Source organism: Amycolatopsis sp. MtRt-6 (assembly GCF_017308975.1).
GTDB lineage: Bacteria > Actinomycetota > Actinomycetes > Mycobacteriales > Pseudonocardiaceae > Amycolatopsis.
In genome coordinates, this window is sequence record NZ_JADWPD010000050.1 from 20,462 (window position 1) to 40,025 (window position 19,564).

Sequence of the window (19,564 nt, forward strand, 5' to 3'; positions counted from 1 at the left end):
GGTGCGGTGCGAACAGACCCCGGAGGGATCGCTCTCAAGCGACGCCCGCCACACACGGGCCGCGCGCTCGGTCTGCTGGCCGCTCTCGGTGTGCTGGTTTTCCTGTGCCTGCTGAGTGTCTGGCTGGGGTCGAAGGAGATCTCGTTCGGCGCCGTCTGGCAGGTGCTGTGGCACGACGACGGCTCGGCCGACGCCGTGATCATCCACAGTGTCCGGATGCCGCGGACCCTCCTGGCCGTGCTGGTCGGCGCCGCGCTCGGCCTGGCCGGCACCGTCATGCAGGCGCTGACCCGCAACCCGCTGGCCGACCCGGGCCTGCTCGGCGTCAGCGCCGGGGCCGCGTTCGCCATCGTCTTCTCCATCACCGTGCTCGGCGTCGGCTCCCTCTACGGCTACATCTGGTTCGCCTTCGCCGGCGCGCTCGCCGCGACCGCGGTCGTCTACTTCCTCGGCACCCGCGGCCGCAGCGGCTCGAGCCCGGTCAAGCTCGCCCTCGCCGGGGCCGCCGTCACGGCCCTGCTCGGCTCGTTCACCAGCGCGATGGTGCTGTCGGACCCGGTGGCGCTCAACCGCTACCGCTTCTGGTCGGCCGGCTCGCTCGCCGGCGTCGACAGCGGTTCGCTGCTGCGGGTCCTGCCGTTCCTGCTCGCCGGCGTGGTGCTCGCGATCACCAGCGGCCCGGCGCTGAACAGCCTCGCGCTCGGCGACGACGTCGCGGTCGCCCTCGGCCGGCGGCTCGGCCCGCTGCGGCTGCGCGGCGCCCTCGCCATCACGCTGCTGACCGGCGCTTCCGTCGCGGTCGCCGGTCCGATCGTCTTCCTCGGCCTGATCGTCCCGCACGCCGTCCGGTTCGTCGTCGGGCCCGACCACCGGTGGCTGCTGCCCTACACCGCGATCCTCGCGCCCTGCCTGCTGCTGGCCGCCGACATCCTCGGCCGGATCATGGCCCGGCCCGGCGAGGTCCGCGCCGGTGTGATCGTCGCGTTCATCGGCGCGCCCTTCTTCATCTGGCTGGTCCGCCGCCGCAAGCTGGTGGAGTCCTGATGAGCCTGTTGCAGGTGCGGCGCGACCGCGTCACCTTCCGCCTCGCGAAACCCGCGGTGTCCGGGCAGATCCGGCCCCGGCTGGTGGCCGTCTCGCTCGTGCTCGCCGTGCTGGCGTTCGCGTTGTTCTGCGTGGGCATGACGATCGGCGACGTCCCGCTGAGCGTGTCCGACGTCCTGTCCGCCGTGTTCGGCGGCGGCGACAGCGGCACCGCCTACATCGTGCAGGAGCTGCGGCTGCCGCGGGCGCTGACCGGGCTGCTGGCCGGGCTCGCGTTCGGCGCGTCCGGCGCGGTGTTCCAGACCATCACCCGCAACCCGCTGGCCAGCCCGGACATGATCGGCATCAACGCGGGCGCGGCCACCGCCGTCGTCGCCGGGATCTCCTTCGGCTTCGGCGGCGGCCTCGGCACCACCACGCTCGGCCTGCTGGGCGGGCTGCTGACCGGGCTGCTCGTGTACGTCCTCGCGTGGCGGCGCGGCACCACCGGCTACCGGATCATCCTGGTGGGCATCGGGATCTTCGCGATGTGCACCAGCCTGACCGACTACCTCCTCAGCCGCGCGCAGATCACCGAAGCCCAGGCGTCGATCGGCTGGCTCGTCGGCAACCTGAACAACCGCGGCTGGGAGCACGTCGTCCCGCTGGCCTGCGCGCTGGCGGTGCTGCTGCCGCTCGTGCTGGCCCTGTCCCGGTGGATGCGCACGCTGCAGCTCGGCGACGACGTGGCGGCCGGGCTCGGCACGCCGGTCCAGCCGGTGCGGCTGGGGCTGCTGCTGTCCGGCGCCGGGCTGGTGGCCTTCGCGACGGCGTCCGCGGGCCCGGTCTCGTTCGTCGCGCTGACCGCGCCGCAGATCGCGCAACGCCTGACGCGCCAGGCGTCCCCGCCGCTGACGGCGTCCGCGCTCACCGGCGCCGTCGTGGTGCTGGGCAGCGACATCCTGGCCCGCACCGTCACCGCGTCCCCGCTGCCGGTCGGCATCGTGACCGGCGCGCTCGGCGCCCCGCTGCTGCTCTGGCTGCTGGCCAGGGCCAACCGATCCGGCTCCGGAGGCTGAACAGATGACACCGTCCCTGCGCGTGCAGGACCTGCGCGTCGCCTACGACGACCGGGTCGTCATCGACGGCCTCGACCTCGACATCCCGCCCGGCAGGATCACCGCGATCGTCGGGGCGAACGCGTGCGGGAAGTCGACGCTGCTGCGCACGATGGCCCGGCTGCTGACGCCGAAGTCGGGCGCCGTCTACCTCGACGGCCGCTCGATCCAGGACATGCCGACCCGCCAGGTCGCCCAGCGGCTCGGCATCCTCCCGCAGTCGCCGGTGGCGCCCGAGGGCATGACGGTGGCCGACCTCGTCGGCCGCGGCCGCGCCCCGCACCAGAGCTGGTGGCGCCAGTGGTCCACATCGGACGAAGGCGCGGTCGCTTCCGCGTTGGCGGCCACGGAGATGACCGACCTCGCCGACCGCCCGGTCGACGAGCTGTCCGGCGGCCAGCGCCAGCGCGCGTGGATCGCGATGGCGGTCGCCCAGGACACGCCGGTGCTGCTGCTCGACGAGCCGACGACGTACCTGGACCTGGCCCACCAGATCGACGTGCTCGACCTGGTGGTCGACCTCAACCGCGCGGACGGCCGCACGGTGGTCATGGTGCTGCACGACCTCCCGCAGGCGTGCCGCTACGCCGACCACGTGATCGCGATGAAGGCGGGCCGCGTGGTGGCTTCCGGCGAGCCGGCGTCGGTGATCACCGAGGAGCTCGTCGACGAGGTCTTCGACGTCCGCTGCCGGGTGACCCCGGACCCGGTGAGCGGGACGCCGATGGTCATCCCGATCAGCCGTCACCACCCGGCGCCGGTGCTTTAGCGCTATCCTGGCTTCGGCCCGTCCTCACCCTTCGCCGAGGACCCATCCGGCCGAATCCCCCTCCAGGAAGCTGAGCACACCCATGTTCGTGCTGCCCGAAACCACCACCGGATCCGAGCGCCGCCTGCTCGAGGCGATGCTGGACCGCAACCGCCGCGCGGTCGTCGACACCGCCCGCGGGCTGTCCGAAACCGACGTCCGAAAACGCCTGGTCACCTCCCTGACCACGCCGATCGGCCTCGTCAAGCACGCCGCGATGGCCGAACGCCGCTGGTTCCAGCTCCTCGTGCTCGGCCTCGACGCGTCCGAATGCGACGGGAGCACAACCCCGGGCGACGCCAGCTTCGTCGTCGCGGAAAGTGAAACACTGGCGGACGTGATCGCCGAGTTCGAACGGGCCAGTGCCCGCTCGCGCGAGATCGCGGCCGGCTTCGACCTCGACGACACCTGGCCGCACGACGTCCTCGGCGAGGTCAACCTCCGGTTCGTCTACCTGCTCCTCATCGAGGATTTCGCCCGGCACGCCGGCCACGGCGACATCCTCCGGGAACAGCTCGTCCCGACTCCCCCGCAAGGAAAGTGACTGCCGTGTACGCCATTCCCGAAATCACCACCGGCTCCGAGCGTGAGCTGCTGGAGGCCATGCTCGACCGCGGCCGCCTCGCGCTCGTCGAAAACGCGCGCGGCCTGTCCGAAGCCGACGCCCGGCGCCGGCTGGTGCCGTCCCTGACCACCCCGATCGCCCTGGTCAAGCACGTCGCCGTCGCCGAGCGGCGGTGGTTCCAGTGGCTGGTGGGCGGGCTCGACGAAGCCGAAATCGACGGCCCCTCGACACCCGGGGACCCCAGTTTCGTCGTCTCCGACGGCGAAACCGTCGACGACGTGATCGCCGAGTACGAGCGGACCAGCAAGCGCTCCCGCGAGATCGCGGCGGGGTTCTCGCTCGACGACCGGTGGACGCACCCGGTCATCGGCGAGGTCACCCTCCGCTTCATCTACCTGTTCCTGATCGAGGAGCTCGCCCGCCACACCGGCCACGGCGACATCCTGCGGGAGCAGATCACCGCGCGCTGACCGCGAACTCCCCGGCCGGCACCGCGACGACCCGCAGGCGGACCTCCGCATCGACCGGCTGCCGACCATCCCGCCGGTGGACCTGCGCATCGACCGGCTCGCCGTGCCGCAGTTGCCCGACGGGCCGACCGGGCGCCGGACCAGCTGCTCCCCAGTCCGGCGCTGGTCGTGCGCGCACCCTACGTCTAAATGTCACCGCCGTGTGGCAAATTAAATGTCATCACCGTGTGACAATTCAGCGTAGGCTGACGGCAAGCTCCCCCGCCGGCTCCGCGACCACCCGCCGGTCCACGACGGACTGCAGGATCTCCCCCACCCGCACCGCGGTGTTCGACAGCAGCGAAGACGTGATGCCGTGCGTGTGCTCGGTGCCGCCCTGCAGGTAGATCCCGCCGCGCAGGGGCGCTTCCGTCACCAGCCGGTAGTCGCGCTCGACGCGGAGCCGGCCTTCGTCGTCACGCAGGCACCGCGGGCCCAGTTCGCCGAGCAGCGGCGTCGGGTCCGCGGGCCGGTAACCCGTGGCGTAGACGACCGCGTCGGCCTCCAGCACCGTCTGCGCGCCGGTCGTCAGCGACTCGACCGTCACCGTGCCCGCGTCGGTCACCTCGACCGGGCGCGAGACGTTGAACAGCCGCAGCCGTTCCACGCCCAGCACCTTCTCGCGGTAGACCCGCCGGTAGAGCTCGTCGATCAGGTCGATGTCGACGGCCGAGTAGTTCGTCGCGCCGTGGTAGCGCATCAGGCGGTCCTTGACCGGCTCGTCCGCGCGGTAGAACTGGTCGACGGCTTCGGGGTCGAAGATCCGGTTGGCGAACGAGCTGTCGTCGGCCGGGCTGTAGCCGTAGCGGGCGAACACCGCACACACCTCGGCGCGCGGGAACTCGTCGTGCAGCAACGCGGCGACCTCGGCCGCGCTCTGGCCGGCGCCGACCACCACGAACCGCTTCGGGTCGGCGTTCTTCAGGCCCTCGACGCGGAACAGCAGCTCGCTGTTGTGCCAGATCCGGTCGCCGGTGGTGACGCCCTCGGGCAGCTGGGCGCGCAGACCCGTGCCCATCACGAGGTTCCGGGCCCGCAACGACGTGCCGTCCGAGGCTTCGACGTCGAAGTACGCGACTTCCGGGCCGTCGTACACCGGCTTGATCGCGACGACCTCGGTGCCGTAGGAGACGACGTCGTCGACCTTCGCGGCCGCCCACTCGAAGTAGTCGTGGAACTCCACGCGCAGCGGGAAGAGGTTCTTGTGGTTGATGAAGTCGACCAGCCGCCCGGCGGCGTGTAGGTAGTTGAGGAAGCTGAACTCGCTGGTCGGGTTCCGCATGGTGACCAGGTCCTTCAGGAACGACACCTGCATGGTGGCGGTGTCGATCAGCATCCCGCGGTGCCAGCCGAAGCGCGGCTGCCGCTCGAGGAAGTGGGCGGTCACCGGCTCCCCGGCACCGGCGTTGTGCTCGGCGAGGGCGATCGCGAGGGCCAGGTTCGACGGTCCGAAGCCCACGCCGACGATGTCGTAGATCGGGACCTCTGCAGTCATGTTGCTCCCTCGCGCGCTCCGGTACGGTTCAGGGAACCCTAACCTAACTTAGGCGAGCCTCGCCTAGTACGTTCGTGGTGATGTTCGTCCCCCGACCATGAAAGGCACTCTCGAATGCGCGTGGCGATGTTCGGCTACCAGACCTGGGGGCACCGGACCCTCCAGGCGCTCATCGACGCCGGCCACGAGGTCGCCCTCGTGGTCACCCACCCGAAGAGCGACCACGCCTACGAGCGGATCTGGGCCGACTCGGTCGCCGACCTCGCCGCGGCGCACGACATCCGGGTGCTGCTGCGCAACCGCCCGGACGACGCGGAGTTGCTGGCCGAGCTCAAGGCCGCCGACCTCGACCTGATCGTGGCGAACAACTGGCGGACCTGGCTGCCGCCGGAGATCTTCGAGCTGCCCCGGCACGGCACCCTGAACATCCACGACTCCCTGCTGCCGGCGTACGCGGGCTTCTCGCCGCTCATCTGGGCCGTGATCAACGGCGAGCCGGAAGTCGGCGTGACCGCCCACATGATGGACGGCGAGCTCGACGCCGGGGACATCGTGCTGCAGCGCGCCATCCCGGTCGGGCCGGCCGACACCACGACCGACCTCTTCCACCGCACGGTCGACCTCATCGCGCCGATCACCGCCGAAGCCATCTCGCTGATCGAGACCGGCTACACCCCGGTGCCGCAGGACCGGTCGAAGGCGAGCTTCTTCCACAAGCGGGCGAAGCGGGACAGCCTGATCGACTGGACGCTGCCGCCCGCGGACATCGAGCGGTTCGTGCGCGCGCTGTCCGACCCGTACCCGAACGCGTTCGCCTACCACCGCGGCCAGGAGCTGCGGATCCTCAAGGCGTCGGTCTCGCAGGGCCACTACGGCGGCACGCCCGGCCGGATCTTCATCCGGGAGGGCGACGGCGTGGTGATCGTCGCCGGGCCGGACGCCCGCCGCGGCCAGTCCCCCGGCCTGCTCGTCGAGCGCGTCCGCACCGCCGACGGGACCGAGCTGCCGGCGCACGAGTACTTCAAGACGATGGGCGGCTACCTCACCGACCGCCCGTAACCGGTGAGCGGGACATCCCTTGGCGGCGGCCGCGCCGGTGAGCAGGATGTCCCGCATGGCCGGGATCAGTTTCCTCGACGGACACCGCACCTGGGTGCTCACCGGGGAGTCGAGCACATACGCGCTGCGGCTCGGCGAAGACGACGTCCCGGTGCACGTCTACTGGGGACCCGCGCTGGCCGACGCCGACGTCGTCGCGCTGATCGGGAAACCGCTTCCCCGGTGGGACGGCTTCAACGACCCGGACGAGGGGCTCGACGAACTCGCCGCCGACGGCGGCACCCGGTACTGGACGCCGGCCCTGCAGGTCCGGTTCGCCGACGGGACGCGGGCGCTCGAATGGCGTTACTCCGATTACGCGGCGACCGACGATCACCTGCGGCTGTTCTTCGCGGACCGGCACTACCCGCTGCGGATCACGCTGCACTACCGGCTGCGCGGCGATGTCCTCGAACGGTGGACCTCGCTTTCCGCCGACACGGACGTCGAAGTCGTCCGGGCCGACTCGGCCACCTGGGCGCTGCCGGTCTTCGAGGACTACCGGCTCAGCCACGTCACCGGCCGGTGGGCGGCGGAGACGCAGCTGGTGCGTCAGCTCGCGCCGCACGGCGAGACCGTGTTCGCCAGCCGCCGCGGGATCACCGGCCACCACGCCAACCCGTGGGTGATGGTCGACGACGGCACGGCGACCGAGCGCCACGGCGAGGTCTACGGCGTCGCGCTGGCGTGGAGCGGGTCGTGGCGGCTGACCACCACGCGTTCGTCGACCGGGCGGCTGACGGTGAGTGGCGGCTTCGGCCAGGACGGCGTCGTCCACCGCGTCGGACCCGGTCGTCCGCTGGTCACCCCCGTGTCCGCCGGGCTGTACACCGACGGCGGGTTCGGCGCGGCGAGCCGCGCGTGGCACGCCTACGTCCTCGCGCACGTCCTGCCGCACCCCGGCGAGCTGCGGCCGGTGCTCTACAACTCGTGGGAGGCCACGGGTTTCGACGTCACCGAGGCCGGCCAGCGCGCCCTCGCCGAGCAGGCGGCGGCACTCGGCGTCGAGCTGTTCGTGATGGACGACGGCTGGTTCGGCGCCCGCACCGGCGACCACGCCGGGCTCGGCGACTGGCACGTCAACCGCGCCCGCTTCCCCGACGGGCTGAAACCGCTGGTCGACGCCGTGCACGGGCTCGGCATGCGGTTCGGCATCTGGGTCGAGCCCGAGATGGTCAACCCCGACAGCGACCTCTACCGCGCCCATCCGGACTGGGTGCTGCACGACCCGCACCGGCGCCGGTCGGAGCTGCGGCGGCAGCTGGTGCTCAACTTCGCGCGCCCGGACGTCGCCGCGTGGGCGCACGAATGGCTGGACCGGCTCGTCGGCTCGCACGGCATCGACTTCCTCAAGTGGGACATGAACCGGCCGTTCAGCGAAGCGGGCTGGCCCGGCGAAGCCGACCAGGACCGGCTGTGGGTCGAGCACACCCGCGCGGTGTACGCGCTGCTCGACCGGCTGCGCGCGGACCACCCGGACCTGCGGATCGAGTCGTGCTCGGGCGGCGGCGGACGGATCGACCTCGGCGTGCTCGCCCGCACCGACCAGGTCTGGACGTCCGACAACACCGACGCGCTCGACCGGCTGCGGATCCAGCACGGCTACGGCCAGCTCTACCCGGCCCGCGCGATGGCGGCGTGGGTCACCGACAACCCGAACTTCGTGACGGCGCGGTCGGTGCCGCTGCGATTCCGGTTCCACGTCGCCATGGCCGGCGTGCTCGGCCTCGGCGGCGACATCGTGCACTGGCCCGACGACGATCTCGCGCTCGCCCGGGATCTCGTGGCGCTGTACAAGGACATCCGGCCGGTCGTGCAGCACGGTGCGCTGTATCGGCTCCGGCCGCCGGTCGACGACGGTCTGACGGCTTTGTCGTACGTCCACGGCGATCGGGTGGCCGTGTTCGCCTACCGGCAGGCCGCGCACTTCAACGCGCCGGAGCGGCCGCTGCGGTTGGCCGGCCTCGATCGGGGCGGGCGGTACCGCGACCCGGATTCGGGCCGCACGTACAGCGGCGCCGCGCTGCTCGCGCACGGCCTTCCGCTGGCCTTGCCGGCCGGTGACTTCGCCAGCGTGGTCGTCCGCCTCGATCGCATAAAGATCTGATCTATCTCCCTGTCTTTGCGACCCTTTCGCCCACTTGACGCTTGACATCGTCGAATAGGTCCGATGAAATGCGCCATACATCACATATGATGGAAGGTGGCTCGGACATGAGACGGTCCCTGGCGCTGGGCGCGGCGGCACTTTTGGCGGTGAGCGCGTGCTCGGTCGGCTCGAACACCGGCGGCGGCGCGGAGATCACCTTCCTGACCTTCGAAACGCCGAACCTGACCCCGGCGTACTGGGACGCCGCCATCAAGCGTGTCACCGACAAGAACCCGGGCGTGAAGGTCAAGAAGCTCGTCGCGCCGACCGCGGACGGGCGGACGTCGTACGCGAAGCAGCTGCTGCAGTCGGGCCAGTTCCCGGACGTGATGATCGCGGTGGACTCGGCCGGCTTCGCCGAGGCGGGCAACCTCTACGCGTGGACGCCCGAGGAGCTGAAGGACTTCCAGTTCCCGCAGGCCAACCCGGTGAACGGCAAGTACTACCAGCTGCCGGCCAACACCCAGACGATCCCGCCGATCTACTACAACAAGAAGATGTTCGCCGACGCGGGCATCGCGGCGCCGCCGAAGACGTGGGACGAGCTGGTCGCCGACGCCGGCCGCCTCAAGGACAAGGGCTACGCGCCGTTCACCATCGGCGGCGGCAAGGACGGCTTCCCGTCGTCGATGATCCTGTCCGGCCTGGTCAGCACCGAGGTCTACAACACGATGCCGGACTGGCTCACCCAGCGCCGTCAGGACAAGGTGAAGTTCGCCGATCCCGCGTTCCAGCACGCGTTCGCGAAGCTCGCCGACCTCGCGGCTGCGGGCTACGTGGACAAGACGAGCGTGTCCCGCGACTACGCGGCGACCGAGCAGGCGTTCCTCGACGGCCAGGGCGCGATGTACCCGATGGGCAACTGGTTCGCCGCCAACGCCGACTCGAAGAAGCACGACTTCGAGGTGGGCGTGTTCAACTTCCCCACCGAGGACGGCAGGCTCGTGGTCCCGGCCTACACCGGCGGCGGCATGATCGTGAACGCCAAGGCGGCGAACCTCGACGCCGCACGGAAGTTCGCGCTGGGCTTCCAGCTCGACAAGGACCAGCTGGACGCGTCCGTCAAGGCCGACGGGCTGTTCCCGGCGATCAAGGGTTACACACCGCCGTCCGACGTCGGGCCGACGTTCAAGGCCGGGTATGAGCTGTACGCGCAGGCGGTGCGGGAGAACGCCGTGGTGCACGCGTTCCGGTGGGAGACCGCCGACGACGGGTTGTTGCCGGGGATGAAGGACAAGGTCGACCAGGCCGCCCAGGACGTCATCACCGGCCGCAGGTCCGTGGCGGAGGCGTGCGCGTTCCTGGACACCGAGTGGGCGAAGGCGGGCTGACGTCCTTGACCGCCGTCGCCGCGCCCCCGTCCCCACCCCGCCCGGTCGCCCGCCGCCGGCCGGTGCTGCCACGGCTGGCGCACTTCGCGTCGTTCGGCGCACCGGGCGTGCTGGTCTATTCGTGCTTCGTGATGGCGCCGATCCTGATCAGCTTCGGGTACAGCCTGACGAACCACAACCCGTTCAAACCACCGGTGAAGTTCGTCGGTTTCGAGAACTACCGGCTGCTGTTCACCGATTCGCAGTTCCTCACGGCGTTGCAGGTGACGACGATCCTGACGGTGATCGTGGTGATCGTGCCCAACGTCCTGGGTCTCGGCGTGGCGTTGCTGCTGGACCGGAAAGGCTGGCTGTACAACGCTTTGCGGAGCGTGTTCTTCACGCCGGTGATCCTCAGTTCGGTGGTGGTGTCGATCGTCTGGTCCCGGTTGCTCGACGACCGCGGGCCGCTGAACACCCTGTTGCGTTCACTAGGGGTTGCCGACCCGCCGGGCTGGCTGTCCGACCCGGACGTGGCGCTGTATTCGGTGGCGTCGATCGTGTGCTGGCAGATGCTCGGGTTCTGCGTCGTGGTGTACCTGGCGGGGCTGCAGGGGGTGCCACCGGAGCTGCTGGAGGCGGCGGAGATCGACGGCGCGGGGCCGGTGCGCCGGTTCCGCGCGGTGACGTGGCCGCTGCTGGCGCCGTCACTGACGATCAACACGGTGGTACTGCTGATCTCGGCGTTCAAGACGTACGACTACGTCAAGGTGATCACCAACGGCGGCCCGGGTTCCGGAGCCACGGCAACGATCGCGTTCGGCGTGCTGCAGACGGGATTCGACTCGAACCACGTCGGTTACGCCTCGGCGATGGCGGTGGTGATGCTGGTGATCGTGGCGGCGGTGACGACGGTGGTGTTGAACTTCCTGCGCCGCCGGGAGGTGGACCTGTGAGCTCTCGCCCTCGTTCCCGTTCTTTGGTCCGGCCCGTGTTCGCCTTGCTCGTCAGCGCGGTGTTCTTCATCCCGTTGTACTTGGTGCTGGCCAACGTCTTCAAGCGGGGCGAGCGGATCGCCCCGTCGCCGGCGTCGCTGCCGCTACCGCCGACGCTGGCGAACATCCACGCGGTGCTGACCCGCCCGGACGGGCTGTTCTGGGTGAGCCTGACCAACAGCATCGTGGTGACGGCGTCGTCGATCGTGGTGCTGACGGTGCTGTCGGCGATGCTCGGCCACTACCTGGCGCGGTCGAGCAGGCGGTGGACGAAGGTCCTCACGCTGGTCCTGCTGGCCGGGCTGATGATCCCACCGCAGGTGATCCTGATCCCGATCACCGACGTCCTCCGCGTCACCCACCTCATGGCGACGTTGCAAGGACTGATCCTGTTCAACGTCGGGTACTACGTGCCCTTCGGGGTGTTCGTGTTCACGGGATTCATCCGAGGAGTGCCGGTGGAACTGGAGGAAGCGGCCCTCCTCGACGGCGCAAGCCGCATGCAGGCATTCTGGCGAGTGGTCTTCCCGTTGCTCCGCCCGGCCACGGCATCGGTCTTGATCTTCCTGGGCGTCTGGATCTGGAACGACTTCATCGACCCGTTGATCATTTTGGGCCCCAGCCAGGGAACCACGATCACGACGGGCATCTACCGCTCGATCGGCCAGTACCAGGCGGACTTGGGAAGCGTGTTCGCGCTGATGTTCCTGGCAACACTGCCGGTGTTGATCTTTTACCTCGCACTGCAGAAGCAGTTCGTGAAGGGCCTGACCGGAGGGGCAACAAAAGGGTGAGCGGTGCTCTCCTTTCAGAGCGCCACTCCCCACGCTCAACGCCCGACGCTCTCAATCGAGAGCACTGCTCACAACCCGCCCCACGACCACCCCGGGCGCCACCCCACGGCCAAGCATGCTCGAGAGCACCGCTCATCCAGGAACAGCAGCCGGTGCTCGAATTCGAGAGCACTGCTCACGCGAAACAGCGTGCGCCGCTCACCAATGAGAGCACTGCTCACATCAACGCGCGCTCCGTCCGTCGCCGAGATCACTGCTCACGCCAACCCACGCGCCCCCTCCCCATCGAGAGCACCGCTCACACCAAGCAGGTCACACCCCGGCCCCCGAGATCACTGATCATCGACGAGAGCACTGCTCACCTCGGATCCGGCGCAGTGATCCAAAGCGAGAGCACCGCTCACCCCACCACCGCGAGCAGCGGTCAATTTCGAGAGCACTGCTCACCAAAGGAACCAAAAGCCCGCGAGGTCAAAGCTCACTCACCTTGCCGCCGTCGACCGCGAGCCGGCGGGTTACCTGCACCGCGTCGAGCATCCGGCGATCATGGGTCACCAACAGCAGCGTCCCCGGGTACTTGTCCAGCGCCGCCTCCAGCTGCTCGATGGCCGGCAAGTCCAGGTGGTTGGTCGGCTCGTCCAGGACCAGCAGGTTCACCCCGCGCGCCTGCAGCAACGCCAGTGCCGCCCGGGTGCGCTCCCCCGGGGACAGCGTCGCCGCCGAGCGCAGGACGTGGGCCGCCTTCAAACCGAACTTCGCCAGCAGCGTCCGGACCTCCGCGTCCGCGAACTCCGGCACCTGCCGAGCGAACGCCGAGGCGAGCGGGACGTCGTCCAAGAACAACCGCCGCGCCTGGTCGACCTCGCCGACCACGACACCCGGTCCCAGGGCGGCAGCGCCGTCCGCAAGCGGGACCCGGCCGAGCAGTGCCGCCAGGAGGGTCGACTTGCCGGAGCCGTTCGCCCCCGTGATCGCGACCTTGTCCGCCCAGTCGATCTGCAGGTCGACCGGGCCGAGCGTGAACTCGCCGCGCCGGACCACCGCGCCGCGCAGCGTCGCGACCACCGCGCCCGCCCGTGGGGCCGCGGCGATCTCCATCCGCAGCTCCCACTCCTTGCGCGGCTCCTCGACCACCTCCAGCCGCTCGATCATCCGGTCCGTCTGCCGCGCCTTCGACGCCTGCTTCTCCGTCGCCTCGGTGCGGAACTTGCGCGCCGCCTTGTCGTTGTCGGGCTGCTTGCGGCGGGCGTTCTTGACGCCCTTCTCCATCCACGCCCGCTGCATCCGCCCGCGCGCCTCCAGCGAGGCCTTCGTGTCGGCGTACTCCTCGTACTCCTCACGCGCGTGCCGGCGGGCGACCTCGCGCTCCTCGAGGTAGGCCTCGTAACCGCCGCCGTAGACGTTCACCTGCTGCTGGGCCAGGTCCAGCTCGACAACGCGGTCCACCGTGCGGGCGAGGAACTCGCGGTCGTGGCTCACCAGCACCGTCGCCGCACGGAGGCCGGACACGAACCGCTCCAGGCGGGCCAAACCGTCCAGGTCGAGGTCGTTCGTCGGCTCGTCGAGCAGGAAGACGTCGTAGCGGCTCAGCAGCAGCGAGGCGAGCCCCGCGCGGGCCGCCTGGCCGCCGGACAGCGACGTCATCGGCTGGTCGAGGTCCACCGCCAAGCCCAGGTCGGCGGCCACTTCGGCGGCCCGGTCGTCGAGGTCGGCGCCGCCGAGGGCGAGCCAGCGGTCCAGGGCCGGCGCGTAAAGGTCGTCCGCGCCCGTGGCGCCCTCCGTGAGCGCGGAAGTCGCCGCGTCGAGTTCGGCCTGGGCCGCCGAGACGCCGGTGCGTCGCGCCAGGAAGGCCCGCACCGACTCGCCTTCCCGCCGCTCCGGCTCCTGCGGGAGGTGCCCGACGGTCGCGGACGGCGGGTTCAGCCGGACCTCGCCGCTGTCCGGCTTCGCGAGGCCGGCGAGGGTCCGCAGGAGCGTGGACTTGCCGGCGCCGTTGACCCCGACCAGGCCGACGACGTCGCCGGGCGCCACCACGAGATCGAGGCCGGAGAAGAGGATGCGGTCACCGTGGCCCGCGGCCAGGTCCTTCGCGACGAGAGTTGCGCTCATGAGGTAGCCGAGTCTACGACCCCGTGGTGAACTGTCAGATCAAGGTCAAAACCACCGACAGTGTGTGTCCTGTGGCGCTTTGATCACTCACTGTGGGTACCCTGTGGGGTTGTCAAGTCCCGCAGCGCAGTGAGGTCGGTGAACAGCATGGGCGAGCCCGCTCCCCCGGTCACCCTCGGCCGCAGGCCGAAGCCGAGGGAAGGCCGCCCGTCCGCGCCCCGGCCCACGGTGAGCCGCCGCCGCGAGGTCAGTCACGCCAGCGCGCGGTCGCTGCTGATGACCGTCCTCGGCGAGTACGCCCTGCCCCGGGACAAGCCGGTCTGGACGTCGATGCTCGTCGAGGTCCTGGGCATCCTTGACATCGAGGAGAAGTCGGCGCGCCAGGCGCTGGCCCGCTCCGCCGCCGAGGGCTGGGTGGTCTCCGAGCGCGTCGGACGCCGCGTGCGCTGGTCGCTGACCCCGCCCGGGCGCCGCCTCCTCACCGAGGGCGCCGACCGGATCTACGCCTTCGGCCGCGAGGAACGCAGCTGGAACGGGCAGTGGCTGATGCTGATCGTCTCCGTGCCGGAGGCCAAGCGCGACCTGCGGCACCGGCTGCGCACGCGGCTGACCTGGGCGGGCTTCGGCTCGCCCGTCGCCGGCGTGTGGGTCAGCCCGGACCTGTCCCGCCAGCGGGAGGCCCAGCAGATCGTCAACGAGCTCGGCCTCGACGCGCAGGCGATGTCGTTCACCGCCGCCTACGGCGAGGTCGGCGAGCAGGAGTCGATGGTCGCCCGGTCCTGGGACCTGACCGACCTCAAGGACCGCTACGAGGATTTCATCGACCGCTTCACCGGCCTGCACCCCACCGGCGGCCGCGCGGTGCTGCGCGCGCAGACCGAGCTGGTCCACGAGTGGCGGCGCTTCCCCTTCCTCGACCCACAGCTGCCGGCCGAGCTGCTCCCGGCGAAGTGGAGCGGGACGAAAGCGGCGGAACTGTTCCATCACAAACACGTCGACTGGCGCCCCGAGGCCCAGCAGTATTGGGATGACATCGTCGAAGCCGAAGAAGCAGGGTGATCATGACTCAGCAGGTCCGCCTCGATCGCGACGGCGGGCTCGCCGTCCTGACCGTCGACGCTCCGCCGTTGAACCTCTACACGGCTTCGCTGCAGTCCTCGCTGGCTTCGGCCATCGGCGAACTGGAGGCCGAACCCGCGCGGGCGCTGCTGGTCCGCGCCGAAGGCAAGATCGTCAGTGGCGGTGTCGACGTCTCGCTGTTCGACGCCCAGGGCTCGCCCGCCGAGGCGAAGGTGCTCTTCGACGAGATGCTCGCGGTGCCGGACCGGATCGCCGCGCTGCCGTTCCCCACGGTGTTCGCCGCGCACGGCCTGTGCCTGACCTGGGCGTTCGAGGTCGCCGTCGCCTGCGACGTCATCCTCGCCGCCGAGCGCGCGAAGTTCGGCCTGGTCGAAAAGGTCGTCGGCCTGACGCCGACCATGGGCGGCACCCAGCGGCTGGCCGCGCGGGCCGGCGTCGGGCGCGCCAAGGAGTTCGTCATGACCGGCGACACCTACGACGCGGCGACACTGGAGCGCTGGAACGTCGTCAACCGCGTGCTGCCGGACGAGGGCTTCGACGACGCCGCGCGCGCCTTCGCCCGGCGGCTGGCCGAGGGGCCGACCCGCGCCCACGCCGCGACCAAGCGCGTCCTCGACCACTTTTCCGCCGGCGGCGTCCCCGAGGCGAACGCCCACATCACCACCATCGCCGCCGAGCTCTTCGAGACCGAGGACCTGCGCAACGCCGTGAAGTCGTTCCTCGCCGACGGGCCGGGGAAGGCGACCTTCTCGGGACGTTAACAGTCCGTTCGGCCACCGGTTGCCGCCGTTCGGGCGTGCGCGGTTCTCCCCGCTCCGGGTTACATTCGATGTGGTCTAGACCACATCGCATTCCCTCGTGCCGTTTGGAGAACCGCCATGAGACGCACTCCCGCACGACTACGCTCCGCGCTCGCCGTCCTGCTCCTCGCGCTGGGCGGCACCGCGGCGCTCGCGCCCCCCGCTGCCGCGGCTGGTTCGCTGACCGCCACCCTGGCCATGAGCGGCACCACCGGTACGTACACCGTCGCCAACACCGGGACGGCATCGGTGAGCAACTGGGCGATCACGTTCACGCTGCCCGCCGGCGTCACCGCGTCGACCGGCGAACACGGCACGGTGACCCAGAACGGCACCCAGGTCACGTTGACGCCCGCGTACTACATCGCGACGCTGGCACCGGGCCGGAACACCTACCCGTACAACCCGGCTTTCCGGCTCAGCGCGGCCGCGACGCCGACGCAGTGCCGCGTCGACAACGCCAACTGCGACGGTTCACCGGACACCCCGCCCGGCGCGCCGGCGAACCTGCGCCTGGTCGCGAAGACGACGAAGTCGGTCGCGCTGGCGTGGAACGCCTCGGCGGCAGGCTCCCTGCCGGTGACCGGGTACGACGTCTACCAAGGGACGTCCCTGGCCGCGTCGGTGCCCGGGACGAACACCACCGTTTCCGGGCTCGCGCCGGGTACGGCCTACTCGTTCACGGTGAAGACCAAGGACGCCAAGGGGAACACGTCCCCGGCGAGCGCTTCTTTGGCCGTGACGACGAACAACCCGGCCGACGACACGTCGCCGCCGTCCGCGCCGAGCGGGGTGCGGGCGACGGGGGCCGGCTCCGGCAGCGTGTCCCTGGCTTGGACGGCGTCAACCGACAACACCGGCGTCGTCGGCTACGACGTCTACCGCGGGTCCACTTTGGCCACGACGGTGACCACGCCGTCGGCGGTGGTGACCGGGCTGGCACCGTCCACTTCGTACACGTTCACCGTCCGCGCCCGTGACGGCTACGACAACGTTTCGGCGCCGAGCGCCGCCGTGACGGCGAAGACCGGCGACATCGTCCCGGGTTACGCGAAGGTCGGGTACTTCGTGCAGTGGGGCATCTACGGGCGGCAGTATTTCGTGAAGAACCTGGAAACGTCCGGTGCGGCGGCGAAGCTGACCCACCTGCTCTACGCGTTCGAGAACATCGATCCGGTGAACCTGACGTGCCTGTCCGGGGTCACGAAGGGCACAACGGCCAACCCGCAGGACCCCAACCAGGGCGATGGCGCCGGTGACGCCGAGGCCGACTACTCGCGGCCCTTCCCGGCGGCGCAGTCGGTGGACGGCGTGGCCGACACCGGCTGGGAGCCGCTGCGCGGCAACTTCAACCAGCTCAAGAAGCTCAAGGCGAAGCACCCGAACCTGAAGGTGCTGGTGTCGCTCGGCGGCTGGACGTATTCGAAGTACTTCTCCGACGTCGCGGCGACCGACGCGTCGCGCAAGAAGTTCGTCTCGTCCTGTGTGGACACCTGGTTGAAGGGCAACATCGCGCCCTACGGCGGCGCCGGCGGGCCGGGTACCGCGGCCGGCATCTTCGACGGCATCGACGTCGACTGGGAGTGGCCCGGCAGTCCCGACGGCCACCCCGGCAACCACTGGAGCCCGAACGACAAGGCCAACCTGACCGCGCTGCTGGCCGAGTTCCGCACGCAGCTGGACGCCTACGGGGCGACCACCGGCAAGCGGTACCAGCTGCAGGCGTTCACCCCGGCGGACCCGGCGAAGGTCGCTTCGGGCTGGGACGTCTCCAAGATCTTCGACTACCTGGACGTCGCGAACGTGCAGGGTTACGACTTCCACGGGGCAGGCAGTGACAACTCGTGGGAGCCGAACCGCACCGGCCACCAGGGCAACCTGTTCGCCGACGCGGACGACCCGTACAACTTCCACTTCAGTGCGGAAAGCGCGATCAACGCGTACACGAATGCGGGCGTGGACCCGCGGCGGCTGACGCTCGGCCTGGCGTTCTACGGCCGCGGCTGGCAAGGCGTCGCCGACGGCGGGAAGAGCGGCGAATGGCAGCCGGCGACCGGCGCGGCGCCGGGCCAGTTCGCCGAGGAAGCGGGCACGCGCGGGTACGCGAACCTGGTGGCGAGCGTGCCGGGGTGCACGGTCCGCCACGACACGGCCGCCGTCGCGACGTCGTGCTACACGGGCAACGGCGGGCAGTGGTGGACGTTCGACGACGCCTGGTCGATCGGGCAGAAGACCACGTGGCTCAAGTCGCGCGGGTTGCTCGGCGTGATGGCGTGGGAGATGTCGGGCGACACCGGTGTGCTGATGAACGCGGTCAGCGCCGGCCTCGGCTGAAGGTTTGTTCAGCCCGCTGAATGCAGCTGTTCAGCGGGCTGAACACTTTCTTTGGGGCACAAAGAAAAGCTTGACCACTTGTGGTCTGGACCATGACACTGGGTCGGCGCGCGCCCCAGGACACCGTCGTCTCGAGGAGAGCCATGTCCCGCTTCCGCAAGGTCCTCGCGCTGGTCCCGCTGCTCTTGGGGGTGCTGGCCACCCCCGCCCCGGCGGCACCGGCGACGTTCACCCACCCGGGCGTGCTGGTGAGCCGTCCGCAGCTGGACTTCGCCAAGGCCAAGGTGAACGCCGGCGCCCAGCCGTGGAAAGCGGCGTACGACCAGGCGCGGGCCAGTTCCTACGCCTCCCTTTCGCGAACGCCGAAACCACGCGCGGTGGTCGAATGCGGCTCGTATTCGAATCCCAATTACGGCTGCACGGACGAGCGCGAGGACGCGATCGCGGCATACACGGACGCGCTGATCTGGTACATCACGGGCGACGCGCGCTACGCGCAGAAGGCGATCGCGCTGATGGACGCGTGGTCGGCGGTGATCACGAGCCACACCAACAGCAACGCGCCGCTGCAGACGGGCTGGGCGGGCTCGTCGTGGCCGCGCGCCGCGGAGATCATCAAGTACACGTACCCGAGCTGGCCGAACTCGGGCCGGTTCGCGACGATGCTGCGCAACGTGTATTTGAACAAGGTCATCAACGGCAGCAACAGCAACGGCAACTGGGAACTGTCCATGATGGAGGCCGCGGTCGGCATCTCGGTGTTCCTGGAGGACAGGACGAGCTACGACAAGGCGGTGACGCGCTACCGCAACCGCGTCGCGGCGTACGTGTATTTGTCCTCGGACGGCGCGTTGCCCAAGACGGTCCCGGGCAGCGGCCTCACTTCCCGGGACCAGATCGTGAACTACTGGCAGGGCCAGTCGACGTTCGTGGACGGCCTGACCCAGGAAACCTGCCGCGACTTCACCCACACGGGCTACGGCATAGCGGCAATAGCGGACGTGGCGGAGACGCTGCGCATCCAGGGCGAGGACGTGTACGGAACGGACATCGGCACGCGCCTGCGCCAGGCACTGGGCTTCCAGTCGAAGTACCAGCTGGGAACGGCGGCGCCGTCGTGGCTGTGCGGAGGCCGCCTGAACCTGGGCCTCGGCCCGGTGACCGAGGTGGGCTTCAACGCACTGAACACGCGCATGGGCATCGCGATGACGAACACGCAGACGTTGACGGAGCGCCAACGGCCGGCGGGCTCGAACAACCTGTTCGTGGCGTGGCAGACGCTGACGCACGCGGCGAACCCGGCCTGATCTTGGCACCGTGTCCCCCTGCCCTGTTTCCGCAGGTCAGGGGGACAGGGGACCCTGCTTGCAGGGCCGT

At 70.1% G+C, this 19,564-nt stretch carries 16 protein-coding genes; 14 read left to right on the forward strand and 2 right to left on the reverse strand.

All coding sequences use genetic code 11. The annotated features are described in order from the left end of the window. The first annotated feature begins 6 nt into the window (after positions 1 to 6). The 5 genes from I4Q55_RS46895 to I4Q55_RS46915 all read left to right on the forward strand — a co-directional run bounded on the left by I4Q55_RS46895 (position 7) and on the right by I4Q55_RS46915 (position 3,984). Positions 7 to 1,044: an iron ABC transporter permease gene (locus I4Q55_RS46895; protein ID WP_206797359.1), complete on the forward strand. Its 1,038-nt coding sequence runs from the start codon at positions 7 to 9 to the stop codon at positions 1,042 to 1,044. Beyond that, positions 1,044 to 2,102, forward strand: a complete 1,059-nt coding sequence (locus I4Q55_RS46900; RefSeq protein WP_206797360.1) for an iron chelate uptake ABC transporter family permease subunit — start codon at positions 1,044 to 1,046, stop codon at positions 2,100 to 2,102. Before I4Q55_RS46895 ends, I4Q55_RS46900 begins: the two co-directional genes overlap by 1 nt. A 4-nt stretch (positions 2,103 to 2,106) precedes the next feature. After that, positions 2,107 to 2,910 carry an ABC transporter ATP-binding protein gene (locus I4Q55_RS46905; RefSeq protein ID WP_206797362.1) on the forward strand — a complete coding sequence of 268 codons (804 nt, stop codon included), beginning with the start codon at positions 2,107 to 2,109 and terminating at the stop codon, positions 2,908 to 2,910. Positions 2,911 to 2,992: 82 nt separating this feature from the next. Beyond that, positions 2,993 to 3,493, forward strand: a complete 501-nt coding sequence (locus tag I4Q55_RS46910) for a DinB family protein (protein ID WP_206797364.1) — start codon at positions 2,993 to 2,995, stop codon at positions 3,491 to 3,493. A gap of 5 nt (positions 3,494 to 3,498) precedes the next feature. Continuing rightward, positions 3,499 to 3,984 (forward strand): DinB family protein, encoded by a 486-nt coding sequence (locus I4Q55_RS46915; RefSeq protein WP_206797365.1) that lies wholly within the window; start codon positions 3,499 to 3,501, stop codon positions 3,982 to 3,984. Positions 3,985 to 4,219: 235 nt separating this feature from the next. Here the strand turns inward: I4Q55_RS46915 and I4Q55_RS46920 are convergent, their stop codons facing one another. Further along, the gene (locus tag I4Q55_RS46920) at positions 4,220 to 5,518 is read right to left on the reverse strand and encodes a lysine N(6)-hydroxylase/L-ornithine N(5)-oxygenase family protein (RefSeq protein WP_206797367.1); all 1,299 of its coding nucleotides are present in this window, start codon (positions 5,516 to 5,518) and stop codon (positions 4,220 to 4,222) included. A gap of 114 nt (positions 5,519 to 5,632) precedes the next feature. Between I4Q55_RS46920 and I4Q55_RS46925 the strand changes: the two genes are divergently transcribed. The 5 genes from I4Q55_RS46925 to I4Q55_RS46945 all read left to right on the forward strand — a co-directional run bounded on the left by I4Q55_RS46925 (position 5,633) and on the right by I4Q55_RS46945 (position 11,864). After that, positions 5,633 to 6,577 carry a methionyl-tRNA formyltransferase gene (locus I4Q55_RS46925; RefSeq protein WP_206797369.1) on the forward strand — a complete coding sequence of 315 codons (945 nt, stop codon included), beginning with the start codon at positions 5,633 to 5,635 and terminating at the stop codon, positions 6,575 to 6,577. 55 nt (positions 6,578 to 6,632) lie between these two features. Further along, positions 6,633 to 8,723, forward strand: coding sequence for an alpha-galactosidase (locus tag I4Q55_RS46930; RefSeq protein ID WP_206797370.1), 2,091 nt, complete (start codon positions 6,633 to 6,635; stop codon positions 8,721 to 8,723). A gap of 107 nt (positions 8,724 to 8,830) precedes the next feature. After that, positions 8,831 to 10,096, forward strand: a complete 1,266-nt coding sequence (locus I4Q55_RS46935; RefSeq protein WP_206797372.1) for an extracellular solute-binding protein — start codon at positions 8,831 to 8,833, stop codon at positions 10,094 to 10,096. Then, positions 10,078 to 11,031, forward strand: coding sequence for a carbohydrate ABC transporter permease (locus I4Q55_RS46940; RefSeq protein WP_206797374.1), 954 nt, complete (start codon positions 10,078 to 10,080; stop codon positions 11,029 to 11,031). The genes I4Q55_RS46935 and I4Q55_RS46940 overlap by 19 nt, the downstream gene beginning before the upstream one ends. A gap of 35 nt (positions 11,032 to 11,066) precedes the next feature. After that, a complete protein-coding gene (locus tag I4Q55_RS46945; protein WP_307793490.1) occupies positions 11,067 to 11,864 on the forward strand; it encodes a carbohydrate ABC transporter permease in 798 nt (265 codons plus the stop codon). 471 nt (positions 11,865 to 12,335) lie between these two features. Here the strand turns inward: I4Q55_RS46945 and I4Q55_RS46950 are convergent, their stop codons facing one another. Then, positions 12,336 to 13,973, reverse strand: a complete 1,638-nt coding sequence (locus tag I4Q55_RS46950) for an ABC-F family ATP-binding cassette domain-containing protein (protein WP_206797378.1) — start codon at positions 13,971 to 13,973, stop codon at positions 12,336 to 12,338. Between the two features lie 147 nt (positions 13,974 to 14,120). On the opposite strand from I4Q55_RS46950, the gene I4Q55_RS46955 reads away from it, so the two are divergent. From I4Q55_RS46955 to I4Q55_RS46970, 4 genes are all read left to right on the forward strand, one after another. After that, a complete protein-coding gene (locus I4Q55_RS46955; protein WP_206797379.1) occupies positions 14,121 to 15,032 on the forward strand; it encodes a PaaX family transcriptional regulator C-terminal domain-containing protein in 912 nt (303 codons plus the stop codon). A 2-nt stretch (positions 15,033 to 15,034) separates the two neighbouring features. Beyond that, positions 15,035 to 15,814 carry an enoyl-CoA hydratase/isomerase family protein gene (locus tag I4Q55_RS46960; RefSeq protein WP_206797381.1) on the forward strand — a complete coding sequence of 260 codons (780 nt, stop codon included), beginning with the start codon at positions 15,035 to 15,037 and terminating at the stop codon, positions 15,812 to 15,814. 117 nt (positions 15,815 to 15,931) lie between these two features. After that, a complete protein-coding gene (locus I4Q55_RS46965; RefSeq protein WP_374194547.1) occupies positions 15,932 to 18,187 on the forward strand; it encodes a glycosyl hydrolase family 18 protein in 2,256 nt (751 codons plus the stop codon). A 143-nt stretch (positions 18,188 to 18,330) separates the two neighbouring features. Further along, a complete protein-coding gene (locus I4Q55_RS46970; protein WP_206797383.1) occupies positions 18,331 to 19,494 on the forward strand; it encodes an alginate lyase family protein in 1,164 nt (387 codons plus the stop codon). Positions 19,495 to 19,564 lie beyond the last annotated feature (70 nt).